The sequence below is a fragment of the Achromobacter deleyi genome (assembly GCF_013116765.2).
GTDB classification, from domain to species: Bacteria; Pseudomonadota; Gammaproteobacteria; order Burkholderiales; family Burkholderiaceae_B; genus Achromobacter; species Achromobacter deleyi_A.
Genome location: NZ_CP074375.1, coordinates 3968947 through 3987829 on the forward strand (window position 1 = coordinate 3968947; position 18883 = coordinate 3987829).

The following is an 18883-nucleotide window of genomic DNA, read 5'->3' on the forward strand; positions in this document are numbered from 1 at the left end:
CAAGCGCGAATTATCGGCCCTCGGGCGCCCTCGCGTTGGATGGACGCCACGCAGCATGCCGGATTCGGCCCCTTGCCACGGGTTTGACGCATACATGGGCTTACACTGGTTTCATGGATACCTACGATCAGCCCCAATCGCTGGCCTCGCCCATCGACCTGTGCGCCGCGATCGACGCGGCCGTCACTGCTGCCCATGCCGGCGCCGCCATTCTGCAATCCTACGCGCACCATCGCGCCGATCTCGTGATCGATCGCAAGGCGCGCAACGATCTCGTGTCCCAAGCGGACCGGGAGGCGGAAGCCGCCATCATCCAGGAATTGAAAACCCGCACGCCCAAGTTCGGCATCGTCGCCGAAGAAACGGGCGGCAGGGCCCAGGGCGTCGCCACCTGGTACATCGACCCGCTGGACGGCACCACCAATTTCCTGCACGACATCCCCCATTACGCGGTGTCGATCGCCCTCATCGCGCATGCGGGCACGTCGATATCCGCCAACGAGACGCTGGCGGAAGACACGCCGGTCATCGGCGTCGTCTACGACCCGTGCCGCGAAGAGCTGTTCACCGCGGTATATGGAATCGGCGCCTGGCTCAACGGGCGGCGCATCACCTGCTCGCGCACGCAAACGATCGAGGACGCCGTACTGGCCACCGGCTTTCCCTTCCGGGATTTCTCCTTCGCCGCGCAATACATGCCCATGCTGCATGACGCCATCAATCGCGCACGCGGCGTCCGCCGCATGGGCGCGGCCGCGCTGGATCTGGCCTGGACCGCTTGCGGCCGCTACGACGGCTATTGGGAAATGGGCCTGGCGCCCTGGGACGTGGCCGCCGGCACCCTGATCCTGCGCGAGGCAGGCGGCGCTTGCTCAGACATGCACCAGCAAGACCCCTGGCCGATCGGCGGCCGGGTCGTGGCGGGCAACCCCGCCATCGAACGCGCGCTGCACGAGATGATCGCGCCGCACCTGGACAAGAAGGGCTGACTCCGCCCAGAGGCGCCCTTCAGCCTAGGCCGACGTGCCCGTGGGCGCCTTCGCATCGGGCCGCAGCTCCCGGCGCAGGATCTTGCCCACATTGCTCTTGGGCAGTTCGTCGCGGAACTCCACGAAGCGCGGGCGCTTGTAGCCCGTCAGCTTTTCCTTGCACCATTCCTGCACCTGCGCCTCGGTCAGCGATGGGTCCTTCTTCACGACAAACACCTTGACCGCCTCGCCGGAGTGTTCGTCCGGGACGCCGATGGCCGCGCATTCCAGCACCCCGGGATGCTGCGCCACTGCGGCCTCGACCTCGTTCGGATAGACCTTGAATCCGGACACCGCGATCATGTCCTTCTTGCGATCCACGATGCGCGTATAGCCCTGTTCGTCCATGATGCCGATATCGCCGGTGCGAAAGAACCCGTCGGCGGTCATCGAATCACGCGTCTCGTCGGGCTTCTGCCAATAGCCCAGCATGACCTGCGGTCCGCGGATGCCGACTTCGCCGCGCTCACCCAGCGGCACCTCGTTGCCGGCATCGTCAAGGATCGCGACGTCGGTGGACGGCAAGGGCAAGCCGATGGAACCGGAATACGCCGTCGCGTTGGTGGGATTCACGGTCGCCACGGGCGAAGTCTCGGACAGTCCGTAGCCTTCGATCAAGGGACGTCCGGTGATTTTCAGCCAGCGTTCGGCCACCTGCTGCTGCACCGCCATCCCGCCGCCCAGGGTCAGCCGCAAGCCCGAGAAATCCAGGCGCGCGAAGTCCTCGTTGTGCGCCAGCGCGTTGAACAGCGTATTGACGCCCGGAAACACATTGACCGGCACCTTGCGCCACGCGTTGATCAGCGAAGGCTGGTCGCGCGGATTGATGATGAGCACGTTGCGCATGCCCGCATGCATGGCGTACAGGCCGCAGACCGTCATGGCGAACACGTGGTACAGCGGCAGCGCGCTGATGATGGTGAGCTGCTGGTCCGCCAGGTCATGGACGACCGGCTGCGCCACCGCTTCCGTTTGCAGCACGTTGGCCACCAGGTTGCGGTGCGACAGCATGGCGCCCTTGGGCACGCCGGTGGTTCCGCCCGTGTATTGCAGCACCGCCACGTCATCCATCGATATGGCCGGGGGGTTGAACGGCAGGTGCGCGCCTTCGTGCAATATCTTCGGCAGCAAATGGGCGCCGTCGATATGCCACGCCGGCACGATCTTCTTGATATAGCGGGCGCCCAGGTTGACCAGCGGCGCCTTCAGGCCGCCGAGCAGGTCGCCCGGGCCGGTCACGACGATATGCTTGAGCTGGCCGCGATCGGCCACGCGCTGCAGGGTATGCGCGAAGTTCTCCAGGATGACGATGACGGACGCGCCGCTGTCCAGCAGCTGGCGCTGAAGCTCTTCGGCGGTGTAGAGCGGATTCACATTCACGACGGTCAGGCCCGCCCGCAGCGTGCCCAGCATCCCGACCAGATAGGCCGGCACGTTCGGCATCATCAGCGCCACCCGCGCGCCCTTGGGCAGGCCCAGGCTTTGCAGCCAGGCCGCGAACGCCCGAGCGTGGGCGTCCAGCTGGGCATAGGTGATGTCGCTGCCCATCGCCGTGCAGGCGATGCGCGGCGCATATTGCTTGCAGGCCCGGTCCAGCAAGTCGGTGAGCGAGGAATAGGCCTCGGTGGAGATCTCCGCCGGAACGCCCTGCGGATAATTGGCAAGCCACGGACGCGTCATGGTATTTGTCTCCATTAAATAGATTTTTGATTGATGATACCCTGGCTACGTTCCCTTTTTTTCCGTCCGAATCTCCCATGAAACTTCTTGAACCCATCGTCGCCTGGCATCACGATATTTCAAAGATCCGCCGTGACATCCACGCGCACCCCGAACTGGCTTTCGAAGAGTTCCGCACCGCCGATGTGGTGGCGGCCAAGCTCGAGGAATGGGGTATCGAGATCCATCGCGGCCTGGGCGGAACGGGCGTCGTCGGCATCATCCGCGGCAACCAGCCGGGCGATCGCGCCGTGGGCCTGCGCGCCGACATGGACGCGCTGCCCATGCAAGAAGCCAATACCTTCGCGCATGCCAGCAAGAACGACGGCAAGATGCACGCCTGCGGCCATGACGGCCACACCGCGATGCTGCTGGCCGCGGCGCAGTACCTGTCGCAGCACCGCGATTACGCCGGCATCGTCTACGTGATCTTCCAGCCCGCCGAAGAAGGCGGCGGCGGCGCCAAGCGCATGATCGACGACGGCCTGTTCACGCGCTTCCCGATGGAAGCGGTGTTCGGCATGCACAATTGGCCCGGCATGAAGCCCGGCCAGTTCGGCCTGACGCCCGGCCCCATCATGGCGTCCAGCAACGAATTCTCCATCACCGTGAAGGGCAAGGGCACGCATGCGGGCATGCCCAACCTGGGCGTCGACCCGGTCATGGCGGCGGTGCAACTGGCGCAATCGCTGCAAACCATCATCACGCGCAACCGCAATCCGCTGGATGCGGCCGTGCTCAGCATCACGCAGATCCACGCCGGAAGCGCCGACAACGTCGTGCCCAACCACGCCGAACTGCGCGGCACCGTGCGCACCTTCACGCTGGATGTGCTGGACCTGATCGAACGCCGTATGGAAGAGATCTCCCGCCACACCTGCGCGGCCATGGATTGCGAAGTGGAATTCAAGTTCCAGCGCAACTATCCGCCCACCATCAACCACCCCGAGGAAGCCGAGTTCTGCGCCGGCGTGTTGCGCGACATCGTGGGCGAAGCCAACGTCAACGCCAAGGTGCAGCCCACCATGGGCGCGGAAGACTTTGCCTTCATGCTGCAGGAGCTGCCGGGCTGTTACGTCTGGATCGGCAACGGCACGGGCGACCACCGCGACAGCGGCCACGGCCTGGGCCCTTGCATGCTGCATAACGGCAGCTACGACTTCAACGACGAACTGCTGCCCCTGGGCGGCACGTACTGGGTCCAGCTGGCGCTCAAGCGCCTGGCCAAGGCCTGACCGGCTAGCCGCCGTCCTCCGCCCCGACCGCCAGGCACATCGCCAGAAAGCGTTCGGCGGCACGGGCGGCGGCGTCCGCATGCGGCACCAGGATGCTCAGGGTGCGCGTCAGCGGCTTGGGCAACAGGCGCAAGGCCGCCAATGCCCCGTCCTCATGGCGCATCGACATGACGGACACGAAACCCACCCCCAGTCCCGCCCGCACCGCCTGCTTCACGCCCTCCACGCCGGCCAGTTCCAGCCCGACCGAAGGCGCCAGGCCTGCATCGGCGAAGGCGCGTTCCACCAGCCTGCGCACGCCCGAACCCGGTTCGCGCATGACCAGCGCGGAGGCGGCCAGATCGCGCAGCGTCACCGCCCCCTTGCCCGCCAGCGCGTGATCCGCGCGCACGATCGCCACCACCTCGTCCTGCCTCCAGGCATGCACCGCGGTATCGGCCGGCAGCCCCGCGGGCACATCGCCTTCGATGAACGCCAGGTCCAGCGCAGGCAGGCGTTCCACGATTTCGCGCGTATTGCCGTCAGACAGGTGCAGGCTCACGGCCGGGAAGGCGTGGCGGAAGTCCGCCACCAGCCGCGGCAACAGATAACTGGCCGGAGTGGTGCTGGCGCCCAGGCGCAGGGCGCCCGTTTCCAGACCGCGCCACGATTCGCGCACGGCCTGGGCCTGCCGGTACACCTGGCGTAGCTGGCGGGCCTGCTCGGCCAGACGCTCGCCGGCCTCGGTCAAGGCGATGCCATGACCGCTGCGGCGGTACAGCGGTTCGCCGAACCATTCCTGCAGCATGCGCAACTGGCCCGACACGGCGGGCTGGGACAGATGGAGCACCTGCGCGGCGCGACTGATGTTGCCGGTATCGGCCACACAGGCAAAGGTAAGCAGCTGATCGGGAGTCATGGCAGCTAAATTATCAGATTTTCTGATAGTAAATATTCAAATTAAAGATTTTTCAAATAGTAGAGCAAGACCTAATATTTCGTGTAGTTATTTAGATATGCCCAAAGGGCTAGTCATGAGCACATCCACCAGCACCGCAGTCCCCCTCACCGCCAGTCCGGCCGCCGCCGCACCGGCTGCCGCAGCACCGGCTGCCGCAGCATCAGCTGCCGCCGCGACTCCCTGGCGCGACAAGCTCAACGGCGTGCTGTTCGTCGGCCTGATGGCGGGCGCGGTGATGCAGCTGTCGGACCTGCCCTTCATCCGTCAACTCGGTTTTTCGCCGCTGGTCGTGGGCATCGTCTGCGGCATGCTGTACGGCAACTTCCTGCGGGGCACCATGCCCGCCGACTGGGGCGTGGGCGTGAATTTCACGGCGCGGCGCCTGTTGCGCATCGCCGTCGCCTTCTACGGGCTGAATATCAGCATCCAGCAGATCGCGGCCGTCGGCCTGCCCGGCCTGGCCGTCTCGGTGGCGGTGGTCCTGGGCACCCTGCTGATCGGCACCTTGGTCGGCCAGCGCCTGCTGGGCCTGGACCGCGACACCGCCATGCTGACCGCGGCAGGCAGTGCGATCTGCGGCGCGGCCGCCGTGCTGGCGTTCGAACCCACGCTGCGCGCCGCCCCCCACAAGAGCGCCGTGGCGGTGGCCACCGTGGTGCTGTTCGGCACCCTGTCCATGTTCCTGTACCCCGTGCTCTATCACGCGGGCTGGCTCAATTTCGACACCCAGGCGCTCGGCATCTATATCGGGGGCACCATCCATGAAGTGGCGCAGGTCGTGGGCGCCGCCAGCAATATCGACCCCGCCACGACGGAAGTCGCCACCATCGTCAAGATGACCCGCGTGGCCTTGCTGGTGCCGGTTCTGCTGGTGCTGGGCATGTACCTGCGCAGCGCTGCAACCCAGGCGGGCAGCCAGGAGAAAGGCGCCAAGCTGCCCATTCCGTGGTTCGCGGTCGGCTTCCTGGTGCTCGCCATCATCAATTCGCTCAACATCATTCCCCCCGACGCCATCGCCGCCGTCCGCCGCCTGGACGTCTTCGCGCTGACCATGGCCATGACCGCGCTGGGCATCGAAACCCGCTTTGCCCAGATCCGCAAAGCCGGCCCCCGCGTCATGGCCCTGGGGCTGATCCTGTACGCCTGGTTGTTGGTTGGCGGCTACGGGATCGTGAAGCTGGCCAGCTGATCCCGGGCCCGCCGCCATAAACCATGGCGGCGGGCCGCCGGCGCGCACGCCGTTGTCTCGTTTTTCCTGCATAATCGGCTGGTTCCCTTGCTTTGGAGTCGGCCGCATGACCTCCAGCACCAAAACCCCGTTTACGACTCTGCCTGCCCATCGCGACGTGGTGTTGCGCGTCATGCCGATGCCGGCCGACGCAAACATCCACGGGGACGTTTTTGGCGGCTGGATCATGGCCCAGGTGGACATCGCCGGATCAATCCCCGCCGCTCGCCGCGCGGCTGGCCGCGTGGCCACCGTGGCGGTCAATGCCTTCCAGTTCAAAGAGCCCGTATTCGTGGGCGACCTGCTCAGTTTCTACGCATCCATCGTCAAGACCGGCACCACGTCGATCACGGTGTCGGTCGAGGTCTACGCGGAACGCCAGCGATTGGACGCCGAAGTCGTCAAGGTCACCGAGGCCACGCTGACATACGTCGCCACCGACGAAGCGCGGCGCAGCCGCCCCCTCCCCATACTTTGAGCCGTAACGCATGACGCAGTCCGCCGCCGCGCAGAAACCGCCCGCGACGCCCCGCCGCCTCGACCCGGAAGATGCCCAGATCGCCCTGGCGGAAGTGCAGGAGCGCCTGCGCCGCCAGCAGCTGGTCGCCGATCTGGTGCATCGCCAGGAAGAAGGCGACGCCAAGGCCCCGCTGGTCGAGGACCTCGTGCATCGCCAGCACGAGGCCGAACTCAAGACCTTGCTGGATGGCCTGCATCCCGCGGACATCGCCTTCATCCTGGAGTCGCTGCCCAAGGACGAGCGCCAATCCATCTGGAAGCTGGTAAGCCCCGAGCACGACGCGGACGTCCTGCTGGAAGTGGAAGACTGGGTCCGCGAATCGCTGATCGAAGCGATGGACCGCCAGGACCTGGTCGCCGCCACCGGCAGCATGGACGCCGACGAGCTGGCCGACCTGGCGCCAGACCTGCCGCCCGACGTGGTGGCGGAAGTACAGAAGGGCCTGACCGAGGAAGAACGCGCGCAGCTGCTGGAAGCCATGGGCTATCCGGAAGACAGCGTGGGCGCGATCATGGACTTCGAGATGGTCCGCGTGCGCGAAGACGTCACCCTCGAAGTGGTGTTGCGCTATCTGCGCCGCCTGCACGAACTGCCCGACCACACCGACCAGATCTTCGTGGTGGACCGCCAGGACAAGCTGCAGGGCATCCTGCCCCTGTCGCGCCTCCTGGTCAGCGAACCCGAAACCGAAGTGCGCGCCGTGATGAATTCGGACTTCCTGGCGCTGAACCCGCTGGACTCCGACGCCGACGCCGCCGGCGCCTTCGAACGCTACGACCTGGTGTCGGCCCCCGTGATGGACGACCAGGGCCGCCTGATCGGCCGCGTCACCATCGCCGACGTGGTGGACGTGATGCGCGAAGACTCGCAAGAGCAGGCGCTGTCCCGGGCCGGTCTGCAGGAAGAAGACATCTTCGCCCCGGTCTCCACCGCGCTGCGCAACCGCGCGCCCTGGCTGCTCTTTAACCTCTGTACCGCCGCCACGGCCTCATTCGTGGCGTCGCGGTTCGAGGGCACGGTCAGCCAGATCGTCATCCTGGCATTCCTGATGTCGATCGTGGCGGGCATCGGCGGCAACTCCGGCAACCAGACGATGACGCTGATCATCCGCGCGCTGGCGATGGGCCGGATCACCGGGCGCAACCTGTGGCAACTGGTCAAGCGCGAACTGTTCGTCACCCTGCTGGTGGGGCTGTGCGGCAGCGTCGTGGCCGCCTTGTTCGCCTGGGTGATCTCGCGTTCGCTGTCCATCGCGCTGGTGATGATGGCCGCCATGATCTGCAATATGCTGGTCGGCGCATCGGTCGGCGTGCTGGTGCCGATGGTGCGGGCCCGCTTTGGCAAGGATCCGGCAATGGGGTCTTCGGTGCTGCTCACCTTCGCCACCGATTCCCTGGGTTTTTTCATCTTCCTGGGCCTGGCCACGATCTTCCTGCTGTAGTCCGCAAGCCACAGCCGCAAACGGCTTTTCGCCGCGCAGCGCCCTGCGCTCGGTCTTTGACAGCTACCTGACAGGGAAGATGACAAGCACTCCATTACAGTAATGGAATTGTCATTTTTCCTTCAGTACCCGCAATGACCGCCCGACTCCGGGCAGCACTACTTTGTCTGCTGCTCTCTGTATTCGCCGCCCCCGCCTACTCTTGCGACAGCATGCCCTCCTGGGCGCAGTCCGCCTGCAACCGCCTCGACCAGATCTGGACGGAAGGCGGAAACGATCTCTACGTAAGCGGATACGCGTGGCACAACCGCGCCACATACAGCCGCGAAAAGATCGACAGCTTCAACGAATTGGCATGGGGCGGTGGCTACGGCCGCAGTATCTACGACGAGGACGGCGATTGGCAGGGCCTGTACGGCATGGCGTTCCTGGACTCGCACAGCAAGGTCCAGCCCATCGCCGGCTATGGTTTCCTGAAGATCGGGCAGGTCAGCGAGAACTTCCGCCTGGGAGCCGGCTACACCGTGTTCCTGACCGCGCGCCACGACATCATGAGCTATGTGCCGTTTCCCGGCATCCTGCCGCTGGTGAGCGCGGGCTACAGGGACGCCATGCTCTATGCCACCTATATCCCGGGCTCAAGCGGCGCGGGCAATGTCCTGTTCGTGTTCGGCCGCTGGCACTTCTAAGGGCCGCGCCCCGTCCTCAGAACGCCTGGCCCAGCTTGCGGACCAGATCGCCCAGGCGCCAGTCGTCGATGCCGTGCGCGCGCAGGGCGCGCTCGGTTTCCACCACGTAGTCCAGGCAAGGTCCGGAATGCCCGACGGCGTTGCGGACGGACGCCAGCAGGCGGTCGTCGCCGATGTCGGCCGCGTATTCCCGGCACGCCCGGTTCAGCAGGAACACCAGGCCGCGCACCGGCGCGGCTTCGGTATGACAGGTGAGCCAGCGTGGGCTGTAGGCCCCCGTGACCATTTCCCGGCGCCACAGCGCCTGGAACACCGCGGGCACATCGCAGGCCGCAATCTGAAAAGCGACGCCGCGGCAGCAGCCGCCGCGGTCCAGCCCGAACACCAGGCCGGGATTGTCCGGAGAGCCGCGATGATCGTGGGACCACAGGCACAACGACCGGTGATAGCCACGCACTGTAGCCAGGCGGCGCTCGCGCCACGCAAAGCCGGGATGCCAGATCAGCGAGCCATAGGCGAACACCCACAGATCGTCGGCGCCGTTCCAGCCGGCCAGGAGGTCGTCCACCGAAAGCGCTTGCCGCGTTCTTGCCGATCCGGCGCAGCCGGCGGGTACTGCCAACGACATAGGGTCCTCTGATATCCCGGTTCATTCCATGGCTGGAGTGAGCGATATCCTACGCCGCCGCCGAAGCAAAAGAATTGCGAGATAGGGCCTGCGCAACACGCAGAAAGAAATTTGCATCCGCGGCGACGCCAGTCCCAGGAAAAAAATTGCGCGCCCGCGTCTATACCGCGTCCAGCGGCAGTTCCGTGGTGCTTTTGATGATTTCCATCGAGAAGCTGGCGCTGACATCCAGGAGGTCCACCGCGCCGATCAGGCGGCGGTAGAAGCGGTCATAGGCCGCCATGTCTTCCACCACGACCTTGAGCAGATAGTCGATATCGCCCGCCATGCGGTGGAACTCCACCACGTTGGGCAGCGCCATCACGGCGTTGATCAGGCTTTGCGTCCATTTCTCGTTGTGCTGGCTGGTCTTGATGGACACGAACACCGTCAGGTTCAGTCCCAGCGCACGAGGATCCAGCAAGATCGCGTTGCGCGCGATGACGCCGTCATCCTTGAGCTTCTGGATGCGGCGCCAGCATGGCGTCACGGACAGGTTCACCTGTTCGGCGATTTCGGCGACCGAACAGGTGGCGTCCTTTTGCAGCAGCGCCAATATCTTGATGTCTGTCTGGTCCATGGATTTCCTCGACGCGATGGGTGCCAATCTTGCCTGTTACTCCTGCCCGCGTCCAGCCAGGCGCGATCAGTACGTGCCCGGGTAGCCGCCCCCATCGATCAGGAGATTCTGCGCGGTCATGTAGCCGGCATGCGCGGAGCAGACATAGGCGCACAGCGCTCCCAGCTCCTCGGGCTGGCCGTAGCGGCCGGCGGGATTGGACCGCGCCCGCTCGTCCCAGAGTTGCTCGAAAGTCTTGCCGGTCTGCTCCAGCATGCCCTGTATGTGCCGGGCCTGGGCATCCGTAGCGAAGGCGCCCGGCAGCAGGTTGTTGATGGTGACGTTATGGCGCACCGTCTGCCGGGCCAGTCCGCCGACAAAACCGATCAGGCCGGAACGCGCGCCGTTGGACAGGCCCAGCTCGGCATGCGGCGCCTTCACGCTGCGCGACACGATGTTCACGATGCGGCCGAAGCGCCGCTCGACCATTCCGTCCACCACCCGGCGGATCATGTCGATGGGACCCAGCATCATGGCGTCCAGCGCGGCAATCCAGTCTTCGCGCGACCAGTCCCGGAAGTCGCCCGGCAAGGGGCCGTCGGCGTTGTTGATCAGGATGTCGGGACGCGGGCAGGCGGCGAGGGCCGCGTCGCGGCCTTGCGGCAAGGTCAGGTCGGCCGATACCCAGCCCACGCCGATCCCGGTTTCCCGGGAAATCTCGGCGGCGGCCTGCTCCAGGGTCTGCGGGTTGCGGGCCGCGATCGTCACCGCCACCCCCTCTCGCGCCAATTGCAGGGCGCACGCCCGGCCCATGCCCCGGCTGCCGCCAAAAACCAGTGCCGTCTTGCCGCTGATCCCCAGATCCATGCCTGACTCCTCTGTTCCGCGAATACGGCGGTCGGCCCCAGCGGCCTGCCGCCCCGAAGCGGATCAGTATAGGAGCGTGCACTACCCGGGATGGAATTTTTTTCTAATCCGCGAGGCCCGGCCGCCGAATTTGGCAAAGGCATTCCAGCACGAATCCCTAATATGAAGACTTGCCTACTCGGGGGTCAACCATGGCTACCGTCCAACTTGCCCGCGCCGACTTGCGATCGCTGTGCGAATCCGTGCAGGCCGCCCAGATGAACGCCGCCCGCGCCCTGCTGCGCGACCTTGCATCCAGCGTCGCCAATGCAGGCGACATGCTGCAAAACCTGCCCGTCGAGCTGCGCGCGGGCCGAGCCGAGTCCTACACCCGCCATATCGCCTATGCCGATCCGCATGGCGCGTTCACGGTGGCCTACCTGATCTGGCGCCCGGGCCAGTTCAGCCCGGTACACGGGCACAAGACCTGGTGCACCTACCAGGTCCTGCAAGGCGAACTGACCGAGACCCACTACCGGTGGAACCAGGACGCCGCCATCGCCGTGCCTTGCGGCGAAGCCGTCCGCCGTCCAGGCGAGATCGTCACCGCCTCGCAAGGCCTGCGCCACATCCACCGCCTGGGCAACGGCGGCGACGGCGTCGCCGTCTCGCTGCATATCTACGGCGTGGACCAGGCGGACCTCTGCAGCGGTGTAAACCATCTGGTCGACACCGCGGCCGCGCACTGAACCCGGGATCGCAATGAAAAATGGGGCCCGCAAGGGCCCCATTGGCGTTGGCGGAGCTACCGCATCAACCCATCCATTGGCTGACGGGCGCGGCGGCATCCTGCAGCGGCTGCGCCACCACGTCGATGAGCGCCGGACCGTCGTGCTCCATGGCGGCCTTGATCGCGGCGTCCAGCTTGGCCGGATCCTCGACCCGCCACGCCTTCACGCCATAGGCTTCGGCGATGCGCGCATGGTCGGTGCGGTTGAAATCCACGCTGTAGTAACGCTGGTCGTAGCCCGCCTTCTGGCTGGCCTTGATCCAGCCATAGACCGAGTTCGAGAACACGATCATCAGGAGCGGCGCCTTGTGCCGCACGATGGTTTCCAGCTCGCCCACCGTAAAGCCGAAGCTTCCGTCACCCATCACCGACACGCACTTGGATTGCGGGCGGCCGACCCACGCGCCCAGCGCCGCCGACATGGAAAAGCCCAGCGCGCCATGCGCGCGGTTGGTGATGAAGTGGCGGCCGGGGCGCGACACATCGTAATAGGCCGAGAAATAGGGGCAAGGCGTGCCGGGATCCGCGCAGACCACCGAGTCGTCGGGCAGCAGGCGGTTCAGCGACTGCACCACACGCTCGGGGCGGATGGGGGCATCCAGGCTGTTGGCCAGCGGCTCCAGTTGCGCCAGGCGCGCGGCCTTGGCGCGGCCGGCCAGCACCGCGCCATCCGCCGCGTCCGAGGGCCGGTGCGCCAGCCGGGCCTGCACTTCCGCGCCCAGCGCCTCCAGCGCCAGCTTGGCATCGCCCACCAGGCCGACTTCCGTCAGATAGTTGGCGCCGATCACCATCGGATCGATGTCGATATGCAGGATCGGCACGTCGCGGTTCGGGAAGCGCCAGTGCTCGGTCGAAGTCGACCCCGCGCGGCACCCCACGAACAACACCACGTCGGCCGCGGCCACCACATCGCGCGTGGCCATCACGCCGCCGTTGGAACCCACCACGCCCGCGTTCAGCGGATGGGTGTCGGCAAGACTGCCCTGCCCGCTGACGGTCACGCAGACAGCGGCCTTCAGCGCCTCGGCCAATTCCTGCAAGGCGCCGCTGGCGCCGGCGATAACCACGCCGCCACCGCAAATGATCACCGGCGCGCGCGCGCCCACCAGGCGCTGCGCGGCGCGCGCCACGTCGGCCGGATCCGGCGCGAAGCGCATCGACGGGAAGCGGCCATGCTCGGGCTGCGCCCAGACATCGGACGCATCCACTTGCTGCTTCATCACATCATAGGGAAAGCACAGGTGCGCCGAACCGGGCTTGCCGGTCGTCATGGCGCGGAATGCCGCGCGCACCATGCCCGGAATCTGGTCCGCGCGGTCGATCGTGCGGTTCCATTTCGTCAGAGGGCGGTACAGCGCTTCCTGGTCCAGTTCCGTCAGCGGGTACTTGCCGCGCGAGCCGACCGCCACGTCCGAGGTGATGCCCAGCACGGGAATCGACGATTCATTGGCTTCCACCAGGCCGGGCAGCAGATAGGTCGCGCCGCCGCCGCTCGGGCCTTCGCACACGCCGACCTTGCCGGTCACGCGGGCATAGGCGTCCGCCATGTAGCCGGCGCTGCGCTCGTCGCGCGTCAGTATGTGCTGCATGCCGTGGTCCAGGCGGTACAGCGCGTCGTAGAACGGCAGGCTGGTGTCGCCGCACAGGCCAAAAATATGTTTGACGCCGTTGTGTTGCAGCATCCGCACCATGGCTTCGGCGCCGGTCAGGTTTTCCATGTCATCTCCACGTGTTCTCGGGCAGGGCCGGACGGCGCGCCGTCCGGCCCTCCACCGCTCAGTTATCCAGATTGATGTTGCTGCTCTTGATGAAGGCGCTCCAGCGGTCGTACTCCGACTTCACGTACGCATCCAGCGCCGGGCCGTCGGACGCCACGATCTCGAAGCCCGCTTCCGTCACCTTCTTCCTGATTTCCGGGTCGGCCAGCACGGCCTTGAAGTCCGCCGTCAGCTTCTTCACCGTGGCCTCGGGTGTGCCCTTCGGAGCGAACATGCCGCTCCACGAATAAGCGACGAATCCCGGGAAGCCGGACTCCGCGACCGTCGGCACATTGGGCAGTTCGGGCAGGCGCTTCTCGCCGGCCACGGCCAGCGGCTTGATCTTGCCCGCCTGGATCTGCCCGCGCAGCGCCGCGAAGCTCAGCCACGTCATGTTGGCCTGCCCGCCCACCACGGCCTGGATGGCCGGCCCGCCGCCGCCATACGGCACGTGCAGCAGCTCCACCTTGGACAGGCGCTTGAGCTCTTCCGGAGCCAGATGGTTGAGCGAACCCACGCCGGTCGACGCATAGTTGAACTTGTTCGGCGGCTGCTTGGCGGCTGCCGCAAGAAACTCCTTCAGGTTATCCCCAGGCACGCCCGGGTTCGCGCCGATCACCAGCGGAAACCGCACGGTCTGCCCGATCGCGACGAAGTCCTTGAATGTGTCGTAGGGCAGCTTGGGCTTCACGGCGGGATTGATGCCATGGTTGTCAAAGCTGACCAGCAGCGTGTTGCCGTCCGGTTCCGCACGCGCCACGAACGCCGTCGCGATCTGGCTGGCGGCGCCCGGGCGGTTTTCGACCACCACGGCGCGCCCGCCCAGTTGCTGCGACAGGCGCGGCTGCAAGATGCGCGCGAGGATGTCGGTGCTGCCGCCCGGCGGATACGGCACGACGAGCACCAGCGGGCGTTCCTCGGCGGCGGCGGGCGTGGCGATAACGGCGCCCCCAGCAGCGGCCAGCGTGCATATCGCCGCCAGTACCCGCTTCATTGTGTGATTCATTTTTTTTCCCCTGCTGTTGTGGTGTTGGCCGGCGCTGCCTGGGCGGGTTCGGCCTGGTCCCGCATGTAAATCGTTGAAAAACCGGTGCGTATTACGTCGGTGATCTGATCCAGCCGCCTGCCGATATGCGCGCTCATCAGGCCAGGCAAGGCGTCCATGTCGCGCCGCTCCAGCGCCTGGACGATACGCAGGTGCTCGCCCTGCGTATGCCCGCGGCGCCCCTGCTGCATGTCGATCCAGCGCACGAAGTGGATGCGCGCGTTGACGCTTTCCAGCGCGCGCACGAATTCGTCGTTGCGCGAATAGCGGGCAAGGGCCATGTGGAAGGCCTCGTCGAGCTCCAGCAGACGCGCGGCGTCGCTGTCTTCCGGCTCGTCGCGGGAGCGCTCCACGAATGTCCGCAGGCTGGCAAGCTCTTCATCGGTTGCGCGCTCGCACGCGGCACGAACGATGCCGGCTTCCAGCACCGCGCGGTACTCGTACAGGCTGTGGATCTGCTTGGCGTCCAGCAAGCGGGCGATGAAGCCCCGATTTACCGACCGGGTCAGAAAGCCCTCGACCATGAGCTGATTGAGCACTTCGCGCAGCGGCGTGCGGCTGACGTTCAGCCTGCGCGCAAGCTCAACCTCGTTGATGCGTTCGCCCGGCTTGAACTCGAAGCGGACGGCCATGGCCTTGACGGCGCCGTACAGCTCGGCCTGTCCGGCCGACGTACGGGCAACGGGTCGAATTGCAGTTTGAGGGAGCGTCATACCGGATCGCCTGTGGCCATTTTCCAGTCGGGATGAAGTGCATACTAAAGTGCATACACTTCAACCGACAACCAGGGTTTGCCCGCAGGCGCGCAATCCCCCGCTCGCGACAGGCACGGGCGCGTATGGAGAACTATCGGGAAAGACGCCGGATCGGAAAGCGCCCGGCGGGAATGCGGCTTAGAGGCCTGTATCCAGCGTGTAATGCGCGCCGTCCCGGTTTTCCAGGGTCAGCGTCGAAAGCGCGGGAATTTGCGCGGCGGCGTCCTGCTGCACATGGATGCGCAGGTTCGCCAGCGGCACGTCCCAGCCGCCGGTGGCGGGCTCGGCACTGACGCCGGCCACCCGCGCCAGGCGTTCGGCGACGCCACGGGCGTCGGCCGCGCGGGCATCGATGCGCTGCAAGCTGCGGGCGCCATTGGGATGCGCCATGAGCTCTGGGGACCAGACGCACTCGGGCGTCAGATGACGGCAGAAATACATGCGGATGCCGGGCAGCGGCTGCTCGGCAAAACGCACGGTATGGAAACGGGCCTGGACTTCCTGGCCGTCCAGCATGGCGGGACGGGTCAGTTCCTGCACCGGATTCACGGCGAAGCCTGCATCGCGCAGCCGCTCGTAGGTGGCTTCGGCGTCATAGGTGCGGAACACCAGCGCTTCCAGCCCGAACGGCGAATCGGCAATTTCCTTGCGCGCGGGCGGCGCGCCCTGCGGCCAGCCCAACAACTCGACATACGTGCCTTCCAGCACGATCAGGCGATTGCATGACCCCAGGTTGTGCACCGCCTTGTCGCTCAGGTGGAAACCCTGGCGCTCGAAATGCGGCGCCAGCGCATCCAGCCGGTCGCGCACCATGACGACGGCATGGTCGAATTCAGTGCGGCCGACGGAATGCAGCATAGGACTACCCTTTATCAGACCAACTTACCGTGGCACTGCTTGTACTTCTTGCCGCTGCCGCATGGGCACGGGTCATTGCGGCCGACCTTGGGCAAGGCGTTGCGCACGGGCTGCGCCCCCTCGTCGGACGCGGTCGCCGCCAGGGCTTCGTCGTAGTCGGAGTGGTGGTACTGCACGTTCTGCACATGCGGTTGCGCCGCTTCGGCTTCGGCCTGCTCGACTTGTTCCGACGACTGCACGCGTACGGTCATGAGCACGCGCACCACGTCGTCGCGGATGCGATCCAGCATGCCCGAGAACAGTTCGAAGGCCTCGCGCTTGTATTCCTGCTTGGGGTTCTTCTGCGCATAGCCGCGCAGATGAATGCCCTGGCGCAGGTAGTCCAGCGCCGACAGGTGTTCACGCCAGTGCGTGTCGATCGACTGCAGCATGATCGAGCGTTCGAACTGCGACCAGGATTCCGTGCCGACCTGGTTGACCTTGGCCTGGTACGCATCGCGAGCCGCGGCCACCACGCGTTCGCGCAGATCGTCGTCGTTCAGGTTGGCTTCTTTTTCCAGCATCTCGGTCAGCGGCAGATGCAGGTGCCAATCGGCTTCCAGCGCCTTCTGCAGCGCGGGAATGTCCCACTGTTCTTCCACCGATTCCGGCGGCACGTAGGTATTGAACAGCTCGGTCACGGCGGCGTCGCGCAGGTTCTCGACGGTGGCGCCGACGCTGGCGGCTTCCAGCACGTCATTGCGCTGCGAATACAGCACCTTGCGCTGGTCGTTGGCGACGTCGTCGTATTCCAGCAGTTGCTTGCGGATGTCGAAGTTGCGGCCTTCCACCTTGCGCTGCGCGGTCTCGATCGAACGCGTCACCATGCCGGCCTCGATGGGCTCGCCCTCGGGCAGCTTCAGGCGTTCCATGATGGCGCGCACGCGGTCGCCCGCGAAAATGCGCATCAGCGAATCTTCCAGCGACAGGTAGAAGCGGGAAGAGCCCGGGTCGCCCTGGCGGCCGGCGCGGCCACGCAGCTGGTTGTCGATGCGGCGCGATTCGTGGCGCTCGGTGCCGATGATGCGCAGGCCGCCCGCGGCCTTGACCTGCTCGTTCAGCGGACGCCATTCGGCGCGCACCTTCTCGATGCGCGCGGTCTTTTCGGCCTCGGACAGCGATTCGTCGGCGCGGATCAGGTCGACCTGCTTGTCGACGCTGCCGCCCAGCACGATGTCGGTGCCGCGGCCCGCCATGTTGGTGGCGATGGTGATGTGACCCGGCTTGCCGGCTTCGGCGACGATTTCGGCTTCGCGGGCGTGCTGCTTGGCGTTCAGCACTTCGTGCGGCAGCTTGGCCTTTTTCAGCAGGCCCGACAGCAGTTCCGAGTTCTCGATGCTGGTGGTGCCGACCAGCACGGGCTGGCCGCGCTCGTGGCAGTCGCGGATGTCATCGAGGATGGCGTTGTACTTCTCGCCATCGGTCTTGAAGACCTGGTCATTCTGATCCTTGCGGATCATGGGCTTGTTGGTCGGGATGATGACCGTTTCAAGCCCGTAGATTTCCTGGAATTCGTACGCTTCCGTGTCCGCCGTGCCGGTCATGCCGGACAGCTTTTCGTACATGCGGAAGTAGTTCTGGAACGTGATCGACGCCAGCGTCTGGTTCTCGTGCTGGATCTTCACGCCTTCCTTGGCCTCGACGGCCTGGTGCAGGCCATCGGACCAGCGGCGGCCCACCATCAGGCGGCCCGTGAATTCGTCGACGATCACCACCTCGCCGTCCTGCACGACATACTGCTGGTCGCGGAAGAACAGGTTGTTGGCGCGCAGGGCCACCATCAGGTGGTGCATCAGCGCGATATGGCGGGGGTCGTACAGCGATTCGCCTTCAGGCAGGATGCCCAGGCGGCCCAGGATGGCTTCGGCGTTCTCGTGCCCGGCTTCGGACAGGTAGACCTGCTGGCTCTTTTCGTCGACCCAGTAGTCGCCTTCGGGTTCCGGCTCCTGCGGCTTGGGCTCGCTGGCCATGCGCTTGAGCAACGGCGGCACCGCATTCATGCGGATGTAGAGCTCGGTGTGATCCTCGGCCTGGCCGGAGATGATCAGCGGAGTACGGGCCTCGTCGATCAAGATCGAGTCCACTTCGTCGACGATGGCGTAGAACAGCACGCGCTGGCGGCGGTCCTCAACACGGTATTCCATGTTGTCGCGCAGATAATCGAAGCCGAATTCGTTATTGGTGCCGTAAGTGATGTCGGCGGCGTAGGCGGCCTTCTTCTCTTCGTTGGGCTGCTGCGGCACCACCACGCCCGTGCTCATGCCCAGGAAGTGGTACAGGCGCCCCATCCATTCGGCGTCGCGGCGGGCCAGGTAGTCGTTCACCGTGACCACGTGCACGCCCTTGCCGGCGATCGCGTTCAGGTAGACCGGCAGCGTGGCCATGAGGGTCTTGCCCTCGCCCGTGCGCATTTCAGCGATCTTGCCGCTGTGCAGGGCGATGCCGCCCAGCAATTGCGCATCGAAGTGACGCATGCCGAACACCCGCTTGCCCGCTTCGCGCACAACGGCGAAGGCCTCGGGCAGCAAGTCGTCCAGGGATGTCCCCTGGGCGTGACGGGCACGGAATTCCTCGGTTTTGGCCGCCAGCTCCGAATCGGAGAGCGCGGAGATCTTGGGTTCGAGCCCATTGATCTGGGTTACCAGCTTGCGATACTGCTTAAGCAGCCGGTCGTTGCGGCTACCTATGAGTTTTTTGAGCAGAGAAACCATGCGTATGTCGGCCGCACGAGCCACGCCGCACTCAAAAACGCTTGAGCAGCGTCACC

Annotated in this window: 17 protein-coding genes; 7 read left to right on the forward strand and 10 right to left on the reverse strand. The window is 65.7% G+C overall.

Going from position 1 to position 18883, the window contains the following annotated elements; genetic code table 11:
• Positions 1-113 precede the first annotated feature (113 nt).
• Positions 114-989 carry an inositol monophosphatase family protein gene (locus HLG70_RS17795; protein WP_171667954.1) on the forward strand — a complete coding sequence of 292 codons (876 nt, stop codon included), beginning with the start codon at positions 114-116 and terminating at the stop codon, positions 987-989.
• A gap of 24 nt (positions 990-1013) precedes the next feature.
• Here the strand turns inward: HLG70_RS17795 and HLG70_RS17800 are convergent, their stop codons facing one another.
• The gene (locus HLG70_RS17800) at positions 1014-2708 is read right to left on the reverse strand and encodes an AMP-binding protein (protein WP_171667953.1); all 1695 of its coding nucleotides are present in this window, start codon (positions 2706-2708) and stop codon (positions 1014-1016) included.
• Between the two features lie 77 nt (positions 2709-2785).
• Here HLG70_RS17800 and HLG70_RS17805 point away from each other — a divergent pair, with 77 nt between their 5' ends.
• Entirely contained in the window at positions 2786-3982 is a 1197-nt protein-coding gene (locus HLG70_RS17805; protein ID WP_171667952.1) for a M20 aminoacylase family protein, read from the forward strand.
• Between the two features lie 4 nt (positions 3983-3986).
• On the opposite strand, the gene HLG70_RS17810 is transcribed toward HLG70_RS17805, so the two are convergent.
• Positions 3987-4880 carry a LysR family transcriptional regulator gene (locus HLG70_RS17810; protein WP_171667951.1) on the reverse strand — a complete coding sequence of 298 codons (894 nt, stop codon included), beginning with the start codon at positions 4878-4880 and terminating at the stop codon, positions 3987-3989.
• Positions 4881-4995: 115 nt separating this feature from the next.
• Between HLG70_RS17810 and HLG70_RS17815 the strand changes: the two genes are divergently transcribed.
• The 4 genes from HLG70_RS17815 (at position 4996) to pagP (ending at position 8800) form a co-directional block, all read left to right on the forward strand.
• Positions 4996-6111: a YeiH family protein gene (locus tag HLG70_RS17815; protein ID WP_234103119.1), complete on the forward strand. Its 1116-nt coding sequence runs from the start codon at positions 4996-4998 to the stop codon at positions 6109-6111.
• A 106-nt stretch (positions 6112-6217) separates the two neighbouring features.
• Entirely contained in the window at positions 6218-6628 is a 411-nt protein-coding gene (locus HLG70_RS17820; RefSeq protein WP_171667950.1) for an acyl-CoA thioesterase, read from the forward strand.
• Between the two features lie 10 nt (positions 6629-6638).
• A complete protein-coding gene (gene mgtE, locus HLG70_RS17825) occupies positions 6639-8111 on the forward strand; it encodes a magnesium transporter (protein ID WP_171667949.1) in 1473 nt (490 codons plus the stop codon).
• Between the two features lie 134 nt (positions 8112-8245).
• Complete coding sequence (gene pagP / locus HLG70_RS17830; protein WP_171667948.1) at positions 8246-8800, forward strand: lipid IV(A) palmitoyltransferase PagP; 555 nt, start codon at positions 8246-8248, stop codon at positions 8798-8800.
• Between the two features lie 16 nt (positions 8801-8816).
• Here pagP and HLG70_RS17835 read toward each other — a convergent pair whose 3' ends face one another.
• From HLG70_RS17835 to HLG70_RS17845, 3 genes are all read right to left on the reverse strand, one after another.
• Positions 8817-9428, reverse strand: a complete 612-nt coding sequence (locus tag HLG70_RS17835) for a gamma-glutamylcyclotransferase (RefSeq protein ID WP_171667947.1) — start codon at positions 9426-9428, stop codon at positions 8817-8819.
• Positions 9429-9588: 160 nt separating this feature from the next.
• Positions 9589-10047 carry an Lrp/AsnC family transcriptional regulator gene (locus HLG70_RS17840; RefSeq protein WP_006226278.1) on the reverse strand — a complete coding sequence of 153 codons (459 nt, stop codon included), beginning with the start codon at positions 10045-10047 and terminating at the stop codon, positions 9589-9591.
• A 66-nt stretch (positions 10048-10113) separates the two neighbouring features.
• Entirely contained in the window at positions 10114-10893 is a 780-nt protein-coding gene (locus HLG70_RS17845; RefSeq protein ID WP_171667946.1) for an SDR family oxidoreductase, read from the reverse strand.
• Positions 10894-11084: 191 nt separating this feature from the next.
• On the opposite strand from HLG70_RS17845, the gene HLG70_RS17850 reads away from it, so the two are divergent.
• Positions 11085-11621 carry a cysteine dioxygenase family protein gene (locus HLG70_RS17850; RefSeq protein ID WP_171667945.1) on the forward strand — a complete coding sequence of 179 codons (537 nt, stop codon included), beginning with the start codon at positions 11085-11087 and terminating at the stop codon, positions 11619-11621.
• A gap of 64 nt (positions 11622-11685) precedes the next feature.
• On the opposite strand, the gene HLG70_RS17855 is transcribed toward HLG70_RS17850, so the two are convergent.
• The 5 genes from HLG70_RS17855 to secA form a co-directional block, all read right to left on the reverse strand.
• Entirely contained in the window at positions 11686-13380 is a 1695-nt protein-coding gene (locus HLG70_RS17855) for a thiamine pyrophosphate-binding protein (RefSeq protein ID WP_171667944.1), read from the reverse strand.
• 58 nt (positions 13381-13438) lie between these two features.
• Complete coding sequence (locus HLG70_RS17860) at positions 13439-14425, reverse strand: tripartite tricarboxylate transporter substrate binding protein (RefSeq protein WP_171667943.1); 987 nt, start codon at positions 14423-14425, stop codon at positions 13439-13441.
• Positions 14422-15177 (reverse strand): GntR family transcriptional regulator, encoded by a 756-nt coding sequence (locus HLG70_RS17865; RefSeq protein WP_171667942.1) that lies wholly within the window; start codon positions 15175-15177, stop codon positions 14422-14424. The genes HLG70_RS17860 and HLG70_RS17865 overlap by 4 nt, the downstream gene beginning before the upstream one ends.
• Before the next feature lie 180 nt (positions 15178-15357).
• Positions 15358-16077, reverse strand: a complete 720-nt coding sequence (locus HLG70_RS17870) for a VOC family protein (protein WP_171667941.1) — start codon at positions 16075-16077, stop codon at positions 15358-15360.
• Positions 16078-16091: 14 nt separating this feature from the next.
• A complete protein-coding gene (secA, locus tag HLG70_RS17875) occupies positions 16092-18827 on the reverse strand; it encodes a preprotein translocase subunit SecA (protein ID WP_171667940.1) in 2736 nt (911 codons plus the stop codon).
• Positions 18828-18883 lie beyond the last annotated feature (56 nt).